This window comes from Polaromonas sp. YR568, assembly GCF_943369675.1.
Lineage (GTDB): Bacteria > Pseudomonadota > Gammaproteobacteria > Burkholderiales > Burkholderiaceae_C > Polaromonas.
Genome location: NZ_CALROB020000063.1, coordinates 12,202 through 27,538 on the forward strand (window position 1 = coordinate 12,202; position 15,337 = coordinate 27,538).

The 15,337-nt window shown below is 65.7% G+C and carries 16 protein-coding genes; 5 read left to right on the forward strand and 11 right to left on the reverse strand.

Annotation, left to right across the window (positions count from 1 at the left end; genetic code table 11):
* Together edd and ACLV8F_RS23015 are read right to left on the reverse strand one after the other, a co-directional pair.
* Positions 1-1,818 (reverse strand): phosphogluconate dehydratase, encoded by a 1,818-nt coding sequence (gene edd / locus ACLV8F_RS23010; RefSeq protein ID WP_411886520.1) that lies wholly within the window; start codon positions 1,816-1,818, stop codon positions 1-3.
* Between the two features lie 193 nt (positions 1,819-2,011).
* Positions 2,012-2,596, reverse strand: coding sequence for an OmpA family protein (locus ACLV8F_RS23015; protein ID WP_411886521.1), 585 nt, complete (start codon positions 2,594-2,596; stop codon positions 2,012-2,014).
* 121 nt (positions 2,597-2,717) lie between these two features.
* On the opposite strand from ACLV8F_RS23015, the gene ACLV8F_RS23020 reads away from it, so the two are divergent.
* Positions 2,718-3,263 (forward strand): gamma-glutamylcyclotransferase, encoded by a 546-nt coding sequence (locus tag ACLV8F_RS23020; protein WP_411886522.1) that lies wholly within the window; start codon positions 2,718-2,720, stop codon positions 3,261-3,263.
* A 71-nt stretch (positions 3,264-3,334) separates the two neighbouring features.
* Positions 3,335-3,850, forward strand: coding sequence for a superoxide dismutase family protein (locus tag ACLV8F_RS23025; protein ID WP_411886523.1), 516 nt, complete (start codon positions 3,335-3,337; stop codon positions 3,848-3,850).
* 3 nt (positions 3,851-3,853) lie between these two features.
* Here ACLV8F_RS23025 and ACLV8F_RS23030 read toward each other — a convergent pair whose 3' ends face one another.
* The 4 genes from ACLV8F_RS23030 to ACLV8F_RS23045 all read right to left on the reverse strand — a co-directional run bounded on the left by ACLV8F_RS23030 (position 3,854) and on the right by ACLV8F_RS23045 (position 7,889).
* Entirely contained in the window at positions 3,854-4,402 is a 549-nt protein-coding gene (locus tag ACLV8F_RS23030) for an NTP transferase domain-containing protein (RefSeq protein ID WP_411886524.1), read from the reverse strand.
* Positions 4,402-6,696, reverse strand: a complete 2,295-nt coding sequence (locus ACLV8F_RS23035; RefSeq protein ID WP_411886525.1) for a molybdopterin cofactor-binding domain-containing protein — start codon at positions 6,694-6,696, stop codon at positions 4,402-4,404. The genes ACLV8F_RS23030 and ACLV8F_RS23035 overlap by 1 nt, the downstream gene beginning before the upstream one ends.
* An 11-nt stretch (positions 6,697-6,707) precedes the next feature.
* Positions 6,708-7,166 carry a (2Fe-2S)-binding protein gene (locus tag ACLV8F_RS23040; RefSeq protein ID WP_411886526.1) on the reverse strand — a complete coding sequence of 153 codons (459 nt, stop codon included), beginning with the start codon at positions 7,164-7,166 and terminating at the stop codon, positions 6,708-6,710.
* Positions 7,167-7,316: 150 nt separating this feature from the next.
* Entirely contained in the window at positions 7,317-7,889 is a 573-nt protein-coding gene (locus ACLV8F_RS23045; RefSeq protein ID WP_411886527.1) for a TetR/AcrR family transcriptional regulator, read from the reverse strand.
* Between the two features lie 123 nt (positions 7,890-8,012).
* On the opposite strand from ACLV8F_RS23045, the gene pdxH reads away from it, so the two are divergent.
* Positions 8,013-8,663: a pyridoxamine 5'-phosphate oxidase gene (gene pdxH / locus ACLV8F_RS23050; RefSeq protein WP_411886528.1), complete on the forward strand. Its 651-nt coding sequence runs from the start codon at positions 8,013-8,015 to the stop codon at positions 8,661-8,663.
* Between the two features lie 4 nt (positions 8,664-8,667).
* Here pdxH and folK read toward each other — a convergent pair whose 3' ends face one another.
* Genes folK through ACLV8F_RS23075 form a run of 5 tightly spaced genes read right to left on the reverse strand, consistent with a single transcriptional unit; the run spans position 8,668 to position 13,272 of the window.
* Positions 8,668-9,159: a 2-amino-4-hydroxy-6-hydroxymethyldihydropteridine diphosphokinase gene (gene folK / locus ACLV8F_RS23055; RefSeq protein ID WP_411886529.1), complete on the reverse strand. Its 492-nt coding sequence runs from the start codon at positions 9,157-9,159 to the stop codon at positions 8,668-8,670.
* A gap of 7 nt (positions 9,160-9,166) precedes the next feature.
* A complete protein-coding gene (gene pcnB / locus ACLV8F_RS23060; protein ID WP_411886530.1) occupies positions 9,167-10,798 on the reverse strand; it encodes a polynucleotide adenylyltransferase PcnB in 1,632 nt (543 codons plus the stop codon).
* A gap of 6 nt (positions 10,799-10,804) precedes the next feature.
* Positions 10,805-11,482 carry an HAD family hydrolase gene (locus ACLV8F_RS23065; RefSeq protein WP_411886531.1) on the reverse strand — a complete coding sequence of 226 codons (678 nt, stop codon included), beginning with the start codon at positions 11,480-11,482 and terminating at the stop codon, positions 10,805-10,807.
* Positions 11,479-12,165 carry a DnaA regulatory inactivator Hda gene (gene hda, locus ACLV8F_RS23070; RefSeq protein WP_411886532.1) on the reverse strand — a complete coding sequence of 229 codons (687 nt, stop codon included), beginning with the start codon at positions 12,163-12,165 and terminating at the stop codon, positions 11,479-11,481. Before hda ends, ACLV8F_RS23065 begins: the two co-directional genes overlap by 4 nt.
* A 33-nt stretch (positions 12,166-12,198) precedes the next feature.
* Positions 12,199-13,272 (reverse strand): AI-2E family transporter, encoded by a 1,074-nt coding sequence (locus tag ACLV8F_RS23075; RefSeq protein WP_411886533.1) that lies wholly within the window; start codon positions 13,270-13,272, stop codon positions 12,199-12,201.
* A 201-nt stretch (positions 13,273-13,473) separates the two neighbouring features.
* Between ACLV8F_RS23075 and purM the strand changes: the two genes are divergently transcribed.
* Complete coding sequence (purM, locus tag ACLV8F_RS23080; RefSeq protein WP_411886534.1) at positions 13,474-14,514, forward strand: phosphoribosylformylglycinamidine cyclo-ligase; 1,041 nt, start codon at positions 13,474-13,476, stop codon at positions 14,512-14,514.
* A gap of 176 nt (positions 14,515-14,690) precedes the next feature.
* Positions 14,691-15,337, forward strand: a 647-nt coding sequence (locus tag ACLV8F_RS23085) for a division plane positioning ATPase MipZ (RefSeq protein ID WP_411886535.1), incomplete at its 3' end; no start/stop codon positions are given.

Genomic DNA, 15,337 nt, shown 5'->3' on the forward strand with positions numbered 1-15,337 from the left:
TCACATCCACGATAAAGCTCCTTCTTCAGCCGTCAGCGCGTGGCGGCGCATGCCGGTAAACAGTTCACGGCCCATGCCGACGGCGTTGCTGGCGCGCAAGCCGGCGGGCATGGTTTCCACGGGCCGTGCGGCCCATTCCGCCTCGGCCACCAGGACCTTGAGTTCGCCGGTGAGGGCGTCGACACGGACCACGTCGCCGTCGCGCACCCGGGCCAGCGGGCCGCCGGCGGCGGCTTCAGGCGAGACGTGGATGGCGGCCGGCACCTTGCCCGAGGCGCCGCTCATGCGGCCGTCGGTGACCAGCGCCACTTTAAAGCCCTTGCCCTGCAACACGGCCAGCGGCGGCGTGAGCTTGTGCAGCTCGGGCATTCCGTTGGCCTGCGGGCCCTGCCAGCGCACCACGCAGACCACGTCGCGATTGAGTTCGCCGGCGTTGAAGGCCAGGTGCAGGGCTTCCTGCGAATCAAACACGCGGGCCGGCGCCTCGATGACGTGGCGGTCATCAGGCACGGCGGAGACCTTGATCACGCTGCGGCCCAGGTTGCCCTGCAGCAGCTTGAGCCCGCCGGTGGCGCTAAAGGGCTGGGCGGCGGGCCGCACGATGGATTCGTCTTTCGACGCGCCCAGTTCATGCCAGGCCAGTGCGCCACCGGCGAGCGCCGGTTCGCGCGTGTATTCACGGATGCCGCCTTCACGCACGGTGAGCACGTCTTCATGCATGAAGCCCGCGTCCAGCAGCTCGCGAATGATGAGCCCCGGGCCGCCCGCGGCCTGGAACTGGTTCACGTCGGCGCTGCCGTTGGGGTAGACATGGGCCAGCGTGGGCACCACGTCGGAGAGGTCGGAGAAATCATTCCAGTCAATCACGATGCCGGCCGAGTGCGCAACGGCCACCCAGTGAATCAGATGGTTGGTCGAACCGCCGGTGGCCAGCAGCGCGACCATGGCATTGACGATGGCTTTCTCATCGACGACCAAGCCGATCGGTGCGAAGCGTTTGGCCTTGATGATGCCCAGCACGGTGCGCGCCGCTTCGCGCGTGAGTTCTTCGCGCAGCGCGTTGCCCGGGTTCACAAAGGCGGTGCCGGGCACGTGCAGGCCCATGGCTTCGAGCAGCAGCTGGTTGCTGTTGGCCGTGCCGTAGAAGGTGCAGGTGCCTGGGCTGTGATAGGACTTGAACTCGGATTCCAGCAAAGCATCGCGGCCGACCAGGCCCTGCGCGGCCTGTTCCCGCACATGGGCTTTTTCCTTGTTCGGGATACCGGAAGTCATGGGCCCGGCAGGCACAAAGACCGTGGGCAAATGGCCGAACTGCAGCGCGCCTATCAGCAGGCCCGGCACGATCTTGTCGCACACGCCCAGCATCAGCGCGGCGTCGAACATGTCGTGCGAAAGCGCTATCGCCGTGCCCATGGCGATCACGTCGCGGCTGAACAGGCTGAGCTCCATGCCGCTGGTGCCCTGGGTCACGCCGTCGCACATGGCAGGCACGCCGCCGGCGACCTGGGCCGTGGCGCCCAGCTTGCGGGCTTCGTCCTTGATGAAGGCCGGATAAGCCTGCAAAGGCGTGTGCGCCGACAGCATGTCGTTGTAGGCGGTGACGATACCGATGTTGGGCGCGCGCTGCGTCACGACCTTGAAGCGGTCGTCCACCGGCATACCGGCGAAGGCATGCGCCACGTTGGCGCAGCCCATGCGGTCCATGCCGGGGTCGCGCGTGGAGGCCGCATGCAGCTGCGCGAGGTAGGCCTCGCGCGTGGGACGGCTGCGCGCGGCGATGCGGGCCGTGATGTCTGAGACTTTGGGATGAAGGGCCATGGTGGGGTGTTGGTTTGGGTGGAAGGCGCCGGGTCGATGTAACTTTATTACTGACTCCATGGTAACGGGTTACCGGCCCAATTGAGGCGAATGTGGTTACGGTACGGTTACCAAACCCAGTTTGCCCGCAAGGCGGCAAGCCCACCGTCGGCGCCCCGCTCTTGCGCCTGTCAGCGGCGCGCTACGGCCGCCTCTATTGCAGCGAAATCTCGACGCGCCGCGCCTCGGCATCGTTGCCGCCGGCCAGTTGTTCGGGTTTCTTGAGTTCGATCTGCCGCTCCGGCACACCCGCGGCCTTGAGCGCGTCGCGCACCGCCACGGCACGCTGCTTTGCCAGGGCCGCATTTTTCGCGGCGTCGCCCGTCGCGTCGTGAAAGCCCGAGATCACCAGTGTGCGCCCGCCCTTGGCGGCCTTGACGAGGTCGGCCATGGCATCGACCGCCCCGGGGGCGAGGTCTGCACTGCCGGAGCCGAAGTAAAAGCGCACCACACCCTGCTCGACCTTGACGCTGGCGGCGTCGGCCGCGGCTTGCAAGGCCTGGGACGCTTGGATGGCCTGAGCGACGTCGGGAAGGATGGCGGCGGCAGGCGCCGAAGCCACAGCCGCGGGGGCCACGGCGGCCACCGCGATGGCGGGAACCGGCTGTGGGCTGGAAGACTGGGCGCGATGCAGCCGGTGCAGGCTGATGCCTATGACCAGCGTCATGACAAACACAAGCAGGCCAAGAACGACCGCCAATACCAGGCCTTGCTGGCCTTCATCGTCCTGAGAAAACATTGCCCCACTCCCGTCACATAAGCCGTCACAAAAACTCGGGCCATTGTAAAGTGCGGCTGTGGACCATTCAGCACAGCAACCGGCCGGCCCTGGCCTTTTCGTTCCCCGCAACCCCGATCACATGCTCGAAACCGTCATGCGCGAATGGGGCGGCAAGGCCGACCTCTGGGTCTTCGCTTATGCATCCCTGATCTGGCGCCCGGAGTTTGAGCATGCGGAAGAGCGCTTCGCCACCATACACGGCTACCACCGCGCGCTGAAAATGTGGAGCCGCGTGAACCGCGGCACGCCGGAATGCCCGGGCTTGGTCTTCGGCTTGCTGCACGGCGGCAGTTGCAAGGGCATGGTTTTTCGCATCCCGCGGGCGCAGGTGGCGGGCGCCCTGCCCGCCTTGTGGGCGCGCGAAATGCCCAACGGCGTCTACGACCCCAAATGGCTGCGCTGCCAGACCACGCAGGGCGACGTGCGGGCGCTAGCCTTCACGCTGTCCAAGCGCAGCCCCAGCCACACCGGCGTGCTCAGCGAAGACGTGTACCGGCGGATTTTTTCGGACTCCTGCGGGCGCTACGGCACCACGCGTGAATATGCCCAGCTGACCTACGACAAGCTGCGCACGCTGGGGATTCACGACCATGCGCTGGGCAAGCTGCTGGCGCTGGTCAGCTGAGCCTTGCCAGCCAGGGCCATGCGGCCTACAGTGGTGCGCTTCGTCCCCACCAACATCTGAGGAGACTCATCATGAACCACCGTCTGGCGCCGCTTGCCGCGGCCCTTGTGCTCAGCGCCTGCGCATCCACCATGAGCGGCCCGCGCGCCGTGGCCCAGCTGCAAAGCACCACCGGCAACACCACCACCGGCACGGTGAGCTTCACGCAAAGCGGCGACAAGGTGCGGGTCTCGGGCGAAATTCGCGGCCTCAAGCCGAATGCCGAGCACGGCTTTCACGTGCATGAAAAAGGCGACTGCTCCAGCGGCGACGGCATGAGCGCGGGCGGGCATTTCAACCCCGGCGGCCAGCCGCACGGCAACCATTCGGACACGGCCCACCATGCGGGCGACATCCCCAGCCTGAAGGCCGACGCGGCCGGCGTGGCGAAGTTCAGCTTTGAATCCAGAACCATTGCCGTCGGCAGCGGCATGAACGACATCGTGGGCAAGGGCCTGATCGTGCACCGCGACCCCGACGACTACAAAACCCAGCCCACCGGCAACGCCGGGCCGCGCCTGGCTTGCGCGGTGATTACGCGAGTCTGAAATTCAGCGTTGCGCGAGCAGCGCCTCGGCCCGCCGCAGGTCTTCCAGCGTATCGATGTCGGTGACCGATCCCGCATCGTTGACATCGATGAAGGCAACCGCCTTGCGTGCGGCTTGCGCCCTGAGCACGGCCGCCGCGCCGAAGTCGCCGTTTAAATCCAGCAGCGCATCGCGGCACGCGGCAGAGAAACCGACCGGGTGGCCACGCACGCCCTTGAACATGGGCGCCACCACCACATGCTGCGCCAGCGCATGGGCCACGGCCCGCAAGGTGGCGGCCTGCACCAGCGGCAAGTCACCCGGCAATACAAGCCAGCCCGAAGCATCAGGCGTGGCCCGCACGGCGGCCGCAATGGCGTCCCCCATGCCGGGGTGGCCCGCGTCCTCCAGGTGCCAGGGCAGGCCGCTGGCGGCCACGGCGTCCAGCGTATGCCGCAGCACCGGCTTGCCGGCCAGCAGCGCCTGCAGCTTGTGCGTGGCACCGCCGGATTCGGCAAAGCGCTCGCCTCGGCCCGAGGCCAGCACCAGCACCGTGGGTCCGCTCTTGTCCATCACGCCAGTTTAAAGGGCAGCTCGCGCGGCGCGAGCTTGCCCGTGAGTTGGGCGATCGCGTTGGCAAAGGCCGGGGCCAACGGCGGCAGGCCGGGCTCGCCGAGGCCCGTGGGCGCGTCGGCGCTGGGCACGATGAACACCGCCACCGTGGGCATGTCGGTGATGCGCGGCACCGGGAAGTCACCGAAGTTGCTTTGCTCCACCACACCGTCTTTCAGCGTGATGGCCGCGCCCGGCATGCACATGGACAAGCCCATCAGCGCAGCGCCCTGCACCTGCGCTTCAACACTCGTCGGGTTGATGGCGAGATTGCAGTGAACACCCGCGGTGACGCCGTGCAGCACCGGTGTGTTGTCCTTGACGGAAGCTTCGACCACATAGGCAACCACGGTGTTGAAGGACTCATGCACCGCCACGCCCCAGGCCCGCCCTGCGGGCAGCGCGCGCTTGCCGTAGCCGGATTTGTCGACCGCCAGTTGCAGCGCGGCGGCATGGCGCGGGTGCTTGCCGCCGAATTGCTTCATGCGGTAGGCGACCGGGTCCTGCCCGGTGCCGCGCGCGATTTCGTCGATCAGCGTTTCCATCACGTAGGCGGTGTGGGTGGAACCTACGCTGCGCCACCAGAGCACCGGCACGTTGAGTTTGGGATGATGCACCGACAGGCGCATCGGGATTTCGTAGGGCTCCTTCATGCCTTCGACCATGGTGCCGTCCACACCGTCTTTCACCATAAAGCTTTCAAACGGCGTGCCGCCCAGGATGGACTGGCCGACGATGACGTGGTCCCAGGCCAGAATCTCGCCTTTTTCGTCGAAGCCGATCTCGGCGCGGTGCAGGTGCATGGGCCGGTAGTAGCCGCCCTTGATGTCGTCCTCCCGGCTCCACAGGGTGCGCACCGCGGCCGTGAGCCCGGCGCCGCGCGCGGCCCTGGCGACGTTGCAGGCTTCCACGACGTAATCGCTGGTCGCGATCGCGCGCCGGCCGAAACCGCCGCCGGCCATCTGCACGTTCATCTTCACGTTCTGCGGCGCCACGCCCAGCGCCTTGGAGGCGGCCAGCGTGTCCAGGCCCGGCATCTGCGTGCCCAGCCAGAGTTCGGCCTTCGCATCGGCGCCCTGGCCGCTGAGCTGCACCGTGCAGTTCAACGGTTCCATGGGCGCGTGGGCCAGGTAGGGGAAAACAAACTCGGCGCTGATTTTTTTCGGCGCCGAAGCCAGCTTGCCGATGTCGTCGTTGTACTTGAGCGCTCCGGCTTTCTGCGCGAGCGCGCGGTAGCTGGCGAGCTGCTGCGCGCTGTCGACCTTCTCGACGCCGCTGCTGTCCCACTCGGCCTTGAGCGCATCGCGGCCCTGCTTGGCGGCCCAGTAGCCGTCGGCCACCACGGCCACGCCCTCGCCGCCGCGGTCCAGCGGCACGCGCAGCACGGCCTTCACGCCGGGGATGGCCTTGGCCGCCGTGTCATCCAGCGACTTGAGCTTGCCGGCAAACACAGGCGGATGCGCCACCACCGCCGTCAGCATGCCGGGCAGGCGCACGTCGATGCCGTAGCTTTGGCCGCCGCTGGACTTGGCGCGCGCGTCAAGCCGGCCCGTGGGTTTTCCGATGATGCGGAACTGTTTCGGGTCCTTGAGCGTGACCGCCTCAGGCACCGGCTGCTTCATGGCCGCCTCGGCGAGCTCGCCGTAAGTAAGGCGCTTGCCACCGGGACCTATCACCACGCCCTGCTGCGTGCGCAGGCCGCCCGCATCGACGCCCCATTGCGCGGCCGCGGCCGAAACCAGCATGGCGCGCGTGCGGGCGCCGAGCTCGCGGTACTGCGTGTAGGAGTTTTTGATCGATCCCGAGCCGCCCGTGATGTGCATGCCGAAAGCCGGGTCCACATAGGCCGGGTCGGCATTGCCGTGCTGGCTTCTGACCATCGCCCAGTCGGCGTCAAGTTCTTCAGCCAGGATCATGGGCAGCCCGGTCTGCACGCCCTGCCCGAAGTCGAGACGGTTGATGGTGACGGTCACTGTGCCGTCCTTGTCGATGCGCACAAAGGCCGAGGGCTGCTGGGTGGGCTTGAGGCTGGACGCGGCGGGCGCACCGGCCGTTGCCATGGTCTGCGCAGGCGCGAGCAAGGGAAACGCGCCCAGCGCAAAACCGCTGGTGGTCGCGACCTTGAGGAAGCTGCGGCGCTGCAAGGCGGCGTCGGCAATGCTTTGCACGGCATCCTGTGTCTTGTGCATCAGCGCCTGCAGGCCCTTGGGCAACTGGCTGGCGATGTCGAGGCGGTCTGTGGAATTCGAATACATGGTGTTCTCCTTCAAGCCAGGGCCAGGGCGGCGTCTTTGATGGCGGCGCGAATCCGCACATAGGTGCCGCAGCGGCAGATGTTGCCGGCCATGGCGCCGTCGATGTCGGTATCGCTGGGTTTGGCGTTGGCCTTGAGCAGAGCGGTGGCGCTCATCACCTGGCCGCTCTGGCAGTAGCCGCACTGCGCCACGTCGTGCTTGACCCACGCCTCCTGGACCGCCTTGCCGACGCGGTCGCCGGCCACGGCCTCAATGGTGGTGATTTTCTGGCCGGCGGCGGCCGAGATCGGCGTGATGCACGAACGTATGGCCGCGCCGTTCAGGTGCACGGTGCAGGCGCCGCACAGCGCCGCGCCGCAGCCAAACTTGGTGCCCGTCATGCCCAGCGTGTCGCGCAGGGCCCAGAGGATGGGGGTGGATTCACCGGCGTTGACGGCTACGTCCTTGCCGTTGATGTTGAGGGTGGGCATCGTGGAACTCCTTGTGGTTTTTGTCAGTGGGGGAAGGCTCAAGAGGGAATGACTTGTCGAATTTATATTCGCTTAAATCCAGGTTTTATCAAAATAAGCTGGCATACGGAATCACAGGGGTATTGCCCGTTCAGGCGCGGCTCAAGCAGCTCAAGCCTTGATGGCATCCCAGCACAGGGTGAAGGCCGCCTGCTGCACGGCCTCGTCATCGGGCAGCACCTGGGTACGTATCAGGTTGGCGGTTTCCCGCACCGAGCCCACCACGCTGGCCGTCAGCAGCGGCAGCGGCACGGGCTTGAAGATTTCCTGCTGCTGGCCTTCTTCCATCAGCGCCAGGAAGCTCGCGGCAAGCCGGGTCGACAGTTCGCGGTTGCCCTGTGTGAACCACGGGGAGTTGTAGTACTGCTCCTGGAACACCACCTCGGCGTAGCGCTCCAGCCGGTGCCGCAGCAGGTTGCCCCAGATGCGGCGCACCCGGCTGCGCAAGGGGGAACCGGGCACCACACCGTCCATCAGGCGCAGCATGGTCGCGGTCTTGGCTTCTTCGTAGAGCTGGCTGATCAGTTCGTCCTTGGACGGGTAATAGACGTAAAGCGTGCTGGTGGCGATGCCGGCGGTGCGGGCGATGTCGGCCATGGTCAGGCCGCTCAGGCCGGTCTGGGCCACGAGGTTGAAGGTGGCCTCGGCAATCGCGCGCTGCTTTTCGTCGTCTTTGGGTTTCATGGGGAAGTCGCGAATATAAGCGAATATTAATTCGCCATCAAGTGCTTTCCATGAAAACGCGGCATTGGCACAGCAAGGGCGGCGGCCAGCAAGGACAAGGCGCCAGCGGGCACAATCACAGGCATGAGCCAGCCCAACTCCTCCATCGCCGACCTGCGCAAAAGCTATGAACGCGCCGAACTCAATGAAGACGCCTCGCAGGCCGACCCACTCAAACAGTTCGAACAATGGCTGCAGGAAGCGATTGCCGCCGAGGTACCCGAACCCAACGCCATGACCCTGGCCACCGTGGCCGGCGACTTGCGCCCCTCCACCCGCATCGTGCTGATCAAGGGCTATGACGAGCGCGGCATCACCTGGTTCACCAACTACGACAGCCGCAAGGGCCAGGAACTGGCCGGCAATCCTTACGCGGCGCTGCAGTTCCATTGGGTCGAGCTCGAGCGCGTGGTGCGCATCGAAGGTGTGGTTGAAAAAGTCTCTACCGAAGAAAGCGACGCCTATTTCAAAAGCCGGCCGCTGGACTCCCGCATAGGCGCCTGGGCCAGTCCGCAAAGCGAGGTGATTACCGGGCGCGGCGTGCTGGTGGCCAATGCGGCCAAATACGGCGCGAAATTTTTGCTGCAGCCCCCGCGCCCGCCGCATTGGGGCGGCTACCGCCTGAAGCCCGACAACTGGCAGTTCTGGCAGGGGCGCAAAAGCCGGCTGCATGATCGCCTGCGCTACACGCTGCAGGGTGATGCCGGCTGGTTGCGTGAGCGGCTGGCGCCTTAGTCGGTCAATCCAGCCGGCTCAGCCGTTCAATCCGCTGATGTGCCACTGCCGCCAACTGCGCGGCGCCGACCAGATCCGGTGCGATCTCCGCGAGCGGCACCAGCACAAAAGCCCGTTGCGCCATACGCGGATGCGGCAAGGTAAGGCGCGCTGATTCGATGCGGCCGTTGCCGTAAAGAAGCAGGTCAAGGTCCAAGGTGCGCGGTGCGTTGCGGTACGGCCTTTCGCGGCCGGCTTGTTGTTCAATCTGCTGCAGGTGATTCAGCAAATCGGGAGCGCTGAGGCCCGTATCGATTTCGACCACGGCGTTCAGGTAGTCCGCGCCCGATGCGGGCGACTCCCCGCCTGAGTCGGTATCCAGCGGCGCTGTTTTATAGAGACTCGAAGGTTGGCGGACTTCTGTGAGTGGCAACCGGCCAATTGCCTTAACGGCCTGGCGTAAAGCCACTGCCGCATCGCCCAGATTGGCGCCCAGGGCAACATAGGCGCGAACCATGGAACGCTCAGGAATTGGAGGCAGCGTCCGCCGATGGCGAAGGCGAATCGCCGCCCGCGCCTTCTCCACCCGCATCACCTGCGCCGCCCGCATTGCCGCGGTTGGCCGGCTTGCGGCGGCGGCGGCGTTTTTTGGCCGGCGCGGCATCGCCCTCCGCGAAGGTCGCGGGTGCGTCGCCATCGGCGGCACTGCGCGGGGCCTGGGTTTCGGCATCGGGGCGCTTAACGCGAACGCGCGGCGCCTGCGGTTTCTGCATCTGCGCCTGGCGCGCTTCTTCGATCATCGCGTGGCGCTCGTCGTCGTAGGCGGTGCTGAATTTCTCCCACCACTCGGCCAGCTCCATGTCGATCTCGCCGGTCTGCGCGCGCAAGCGCAGGAAGTCGAAGCCGGCGCGAAAGCGCGGCTGCTCGAGCAGCGAATAGGGCGCGCTGCCGACGCGTTTTTCAAAGCGCGGCTGCATGGTCCAGATCTCGCGCATGTCGGTGCCCAGCTTGCCGCGGCCCGAGACGTCGCCGATCTTGGCGTTGAAGGCGTCGTCGATGGCGTCCTGCAGCGCGGGCATGAGGTGTTCGCCGCGCTTCTGGCGCTGCTCCCAGCCTTCGCGCACGTCGGACCACAGCACGCAGGACAGCAGGAAGCTGGGCGCCACGGGCTTGCCTTCGCCGACGCGGCGGTCGGTGTCCTGCAGGGCCAGTTTCAGGAAGGGCTCGTCGGCGTTTTCGACCACCACGTCGAGCAGCGGGTAGATGCCGGTGCCCAGGCCCAGGAACTTGAGTTGCGCGATGCTGGCCAGCGCATGGCCGGTCTGCAGCAGCTTGAGCATTTCGTCGAAGAGGCGCGACTGCGGCACGTCGGCCAACAGGCCTTTCATCTCGCGCAGCGGGGCGACCGTCTTGTCTTCAAACTTGAAGCCCAGCGCGCTGAGCTTGGCGGCGAAACGCACGGCGCGGATGATGCGCACCGGGTCTTCGCGGTAGCGCAGCGCCGGGTTGCCGATCATGCGGATGATTTTTTTCTTCGCGTCCTTGATGCCGTTGTGGTAGTCGACCACTACCTGCGTTTCCGGGTCGTAGTACATCGCGTTGATGGTGAAGTCACGGCGCGCGGCGTCCTGCTCGATGGGGCCCCAGACGTTGTCGCGCAGCACCCGGCCGGAGGCGTCGACCGCGTGTTTCATGCCGGCGAGTTCGCTCTTGCTGGTGCGCTCGTTGCCGCCGACCTGCTCGGCCAGGCTGCTGTCGAGGTGGGCGCGGAAGGTCGAAACCTCGATCACTTCGTGCTCGCGGCCGCGGCCGTAGATGACGTGGACGATGCGAAAGCGCCGGCCGATGATGAAGGCGCGGCGGAACAGGGACTTGACCTGCTCGGGCGTGGCGTCGGTGGCGACGTCGAAGTCCTTGGGCCGCAGGCCCACCAGCAGGTCGCGCACGGCGCCGCCGACGATGTAGGCCTCATAACCAGCGTCTTTGAGCGTGCGCACCACGTCCATGGCGCGGTCGTCCACCAGCTTGACGTCGATGCCGTGTTCCTTGACGCCTACATCCTGGCGCTGCCCGAAGGGGGATTTTTTGGCCCGTGTCGCACCGGGCTGCGTGCCATCTGATTTGCCAAACAGCTTGTCGATAAATTTTTTGATCATGGATAACTAGATAAACAGCTCAAGTATGCGCCATCCGCGCTCCACCGCCAGCGCCCGCAGGCGCCCGTCGGGGTTGGTGGCGACGGGGTGGGTCGCCTTCTCCATAAGGGCCAGGTCGTTCAGGGAATCCGTGTAAAACGTGGTTTCCACGTCGTCCCAGGCCAGTTTCCGGGCCGCCAGCCATTGTTCCACGCGGGTGACCTTGCCTTCGCGGGCCGAGGGCGTGCCCTTGATTTCACCGCTCAGCCAGCCCTGGGCGTCGCGTTCCAGCTCGACCGCGATCAGCTCCTTGACGCCGAAAGCCTCGGCGATGGGCCGCGTGACGAATTCATTGGTGGCAGTGACGATGACCAGTTCGTCGCCTGCCGCGCGGTGGCCGTCCACCAGCGCCAGGGCCTGGGGGGTGATGGCTTTTTGCACGACTTCGCGCATGAAACGGGTATGGGCGGCGGCTGAATTGGCGGCGCCCTGCTCGCGGATGGCCTGGGTGGCGAAGCGCACATAGTCATGGACATCCAGCGTGCCGGCGCGGTAATGCTCGAAAAACTCGGCATTGCGGCGCTTGAACTCGGTGCTGTCGCACCAGCCCAGCGCAATCGTGAATTCGCCCCACTCGTAATCGGAATCGATAGGGATCAGCGTGTGATCCAGGTCAAACAACGCAATCTTTTTCTTGCCCGTCATTCACTCTCCAGCATGGATTTGATCAGGGGGATGGTGATGGCCCGCTTGGTTTGCAGGGCGTAGGCGTCGAGCTGGTCCAGCAACTGCATCAGGCTGCCCAGGTCGCGCGAAAAGCGGGTCAACATGAAATCCATGGCCTCGTCGCTCAGGAACACGCCGCGCGCATCGGCCTCGCGCCGCAGCACGGCGCGCCGCTCGGGCTCGGTCAGGGCCTGCAGCGCGAACACGTGGCCCCAGCCCAGGCGGGTACGCAAATCTTCGCGCAGCGCCAGGTCGGCGGGCGGCACGTTGCCGGCGGCCAGCACCCAGCGCGGCCGGCCGTCGGGAGCGCTGAGCGCATTGACGAACCAGTTGAAGGCCGCCTGCTGCTGCACGGCGGTGTAGAGGTGACAGTCGTCCAGGATGACGGCCGCCCAGGATTCGTTGAACTCGGGCGGCTCCAACAGGGAAGCGTCCATCCAGCCGCTGGTGGCGCCCTGCTCGCGCAGCGTCTCGCGCACGGCCTTGAGCAGGTGGGTCTTGCCGCTGGCGGTGTCGCCCCAGAGGTAGGTGGGCACGGGCGAACGCAGCGTGTTGCCGGCCCACAGCTCCAGGTGCTTGAGAGCGGCTTCGTTCGGCCCACCAAAAAAATTGGCGAACGAGGGGGCCGAAGCCAGCCCGATGTCCAGCGCAATCTGTTTCATGCCCGCCATGTGTTTATCCCGGCCCCATCAATCTCACCCGGCCTTGTAAAGCCGGCTGGCCATGTAGCTGGCCTTGATGCGGCGTATGCCCACCAGCAGCACGGCGCTTGCCGGCAAGGCCACCAGCACGCCGACAAAACCGAACATCTGGCCGAAGGCCAGCAAGGCAAAAATCACCGCCAGCGGATGCAGGCCTATGCGCTCACCCACCAGGCGCGGCGTGAGGTAAAGGCTTTCGACCACCTGCCCTATGCCGTAGACCACGGCCACCATGACCAGCGCCTTGAGCGATGCGAATTCAAGCAAGCCGGCCAGCACGGCCAAAATCAGGCCCAGACCGAAGCCGAGGTAGGGAATGAACATCGCCAGGCCGGTGAAGACACCGATCGGCACGGCCAGGTCCAGGCCGAACAGCGCCAGGCCCACGGCATAAAACACCGCCATGATCAGCATGACCAGCAACTGGCCGCGCAGGTACTGGCCCAGCACCGCGTCGGCTTCGTCGGTGAAGCTGTCAAAACCGCCGCGCAGGTGGGGCGGCACCAATTCAAGGATGCGGGCGACGAACTTGTCCCAATCCATCAGCAGGTAAAACAGCGCCACCGGGATCAGCACGGCGTTGCCGATGACGGCCAGCGCCACGCTGCCGCCCAGCTTGAGCGAGGACATCAGCGAGCCGAACAGGTCTTCAAAATTGGCATTGAGGTACTTGAGCACAAAGGCCTTGATGCTGCCCACGTCCAGCGCCACGTGGATGCCGAATTGCGCCAGCCAGGGGGCCAGGCTGGTATTGAGCCTGTCCGCCAGCAAGGGCACCTGCTCGCGCAGCACGGGCAGTTCCTTGGCCATGATGGGCACGATCAGCAAAAAGACGCTCAGCAGCACCACGATGAAAAGGAACTCGACGAGGATCACCGCCACCACGCGCGGCAGCCGTCCCTTGCCCATGTCGTCCAGCCGGTTGACCAGCGGCGTCAGCGCATAGGCCAGCACCGCGGCGATCACAAAGGGCGCCAGCACCGGGCCCAGCAGCCACAGCGCCAGGATGACCAGTGCCGCGATCAGGCACCAGGCGGCGGCGCGTTTTTGGGTGGTGGTGAATTGCATAAAGCCTTGGGTTGAACTGGCCGGGAGAAGCCTTGAAGGAAGACCCGGAAGGGCCTAAGAACCTGTTCTAAGCGGCCGGATGGGTAGCCTTTAGAATCTCAGGCTGAATTCTATCGGGCTTGCAGGCCCGTTCAGCGCCGCAAACCCGCCTTCCAGACCCTCATCGTCCCACCGCCCCCTACCCGTAGCAAAGCCGACACCATGACCACCACTTCCCCCTCCCCCCTGAGCTACAAAGACGCGGGCGTCGACATCGATGCGGGCGACGCGCTGGTCGAACGGATCAAGCCGCTGGCCAAAAAAACCATGCGCGAAGGCGTCCTGGCGGGCATAGGCGGCTTCGGCGCCCTGTTCGAGGTGCCCAAACGCTACAAGGAACCCGTGCTCGTCAGCGGAACCGACGGCGTGGGCACCAAGCTCAAGCTGGCCTTTGAATGGAATATGCACGACACCGTGGGCATTGACCTGGTGGCCATGAGCGTCAACGACGTGCTGGTGCAAGGCGCCGAGCCGCTGTTTTTCCTGGACTACTTCGCTTGCGGCAAGCTGGACGTGGACACGGCCGCGGCCGTGGTCGGCGGCATCGCAAGAGGCTGTGAACTGAGCGGCTGCGCCCTGATTGGCGGCGAAACCGCCGAAATGCCCGGGATGTACCCGTCCGGCGAATACGACCTGGCCGGTTTTGCCGTGGGCGCGGTCGAAAAATCCAAGATCCTGACCGGCAAGGACGTGAAACCCGGCGACGTGGTTCTGGGCCTGGCCAGTAGCGGCGTGCACTCCAACGGCTTCAGCCTGGTGCGCAAATGCATAGAGCGCGCGGCCGGCAACACGCCCGCCACGCTGGACGGCAAGCCCTTCAAGCAGGCCCTGATGGAGCCCACCCGCCTCTACGTGAAGAACGTGCTGGCCGCGCTGGCCGCCCATCCGATCAAGGCGCTGGCCCACATCACCGGCGGCGGCCTGCTGGAAAACATCCCGCGCGTGCTGCCCGAAGGCACGGCCGCCCAGCTCAAAAAAGGCAGCTGGCCGCAAACCGAGTTGTTCGCCTGGCTGCAAAAAACCGCCGGCATCGACGACGTCGAGATGAACCGCACCTTCAACAACGGCATCGGCATGGTGGTGGTGGTGGATGCCGCCAACGCCCAGGCCACGGCCAGGACCCTGCGCGAAGCGGGTGAGCAGGTTTATGAGATTGGCGTGATCGCCGCCAAGGGCGACGGCGCAGCCGTCACTGTCGCCTAATACGCCCCGGACGCCCCGGCGCTGGCGCCCCCGCCAAGCCGGCCCGGGAAGACTTCGAAGACTTCAGCCGTTTCGCTACAAAAACCCTAGCTGTAGGGTCCGATGCCGATTGGCTTCACTGGACTTTTTGGGTTTTCTGTATCAAACTGTTCCACTGGTCCGTCTTTGGAGCACTCATGCCGGTCATCGCAGTCGTCAACCGCAAGGGAGGCAGTGGCAAAAGCACACTGGCCGCGCACATCGCAGCCTGGTGCGCGCGCAATGGCAGCTCGGTCATGCTGGGCGACGTGGACCGCCAGCAGTCGGCGCGCAGCTGGCTCAAGCGCCGCGCATCGGATCTTCCCGCCATCGCCCCCTGGGCTGTCGACCAGAAAAACATGCTGCGCGTGCCCACGGGCATCACCCACGTCGTGCTCGACACGCCGGGCGGCATGCATGGTTTTGAACTCGCGCGCGTCGTGATGTTCGCCGACGCCATCATCATGCCGGTGTGCAATTCCATGTTCGACCGCGAGTCCGCCGCGCAGTGCCATGCAGACCTGATGGCCTTGCCGCGCGTGGCCAGCGGCCGTTGCCGCCTGGCCACCGTGGGCATGCGCATAGACGCGCGCACCGGTGCCGCAAAAACCCTGGAAGACTGGTCGGAAGGCCTGGGCATGCCCTTTCTGGGCGCACTGCGCGAAACCCAGCTTTATGTGCGCAGCCTGGAGCGCGGCATGACGATTTTTGACCTGCCGGCCAGCACCGCCGCGCAGGACCTGCAGCAATGGCAGCCCATCCTCAACTGGATCAGGCCCACGCTCTACCCGCCGCAAGCAGCCAA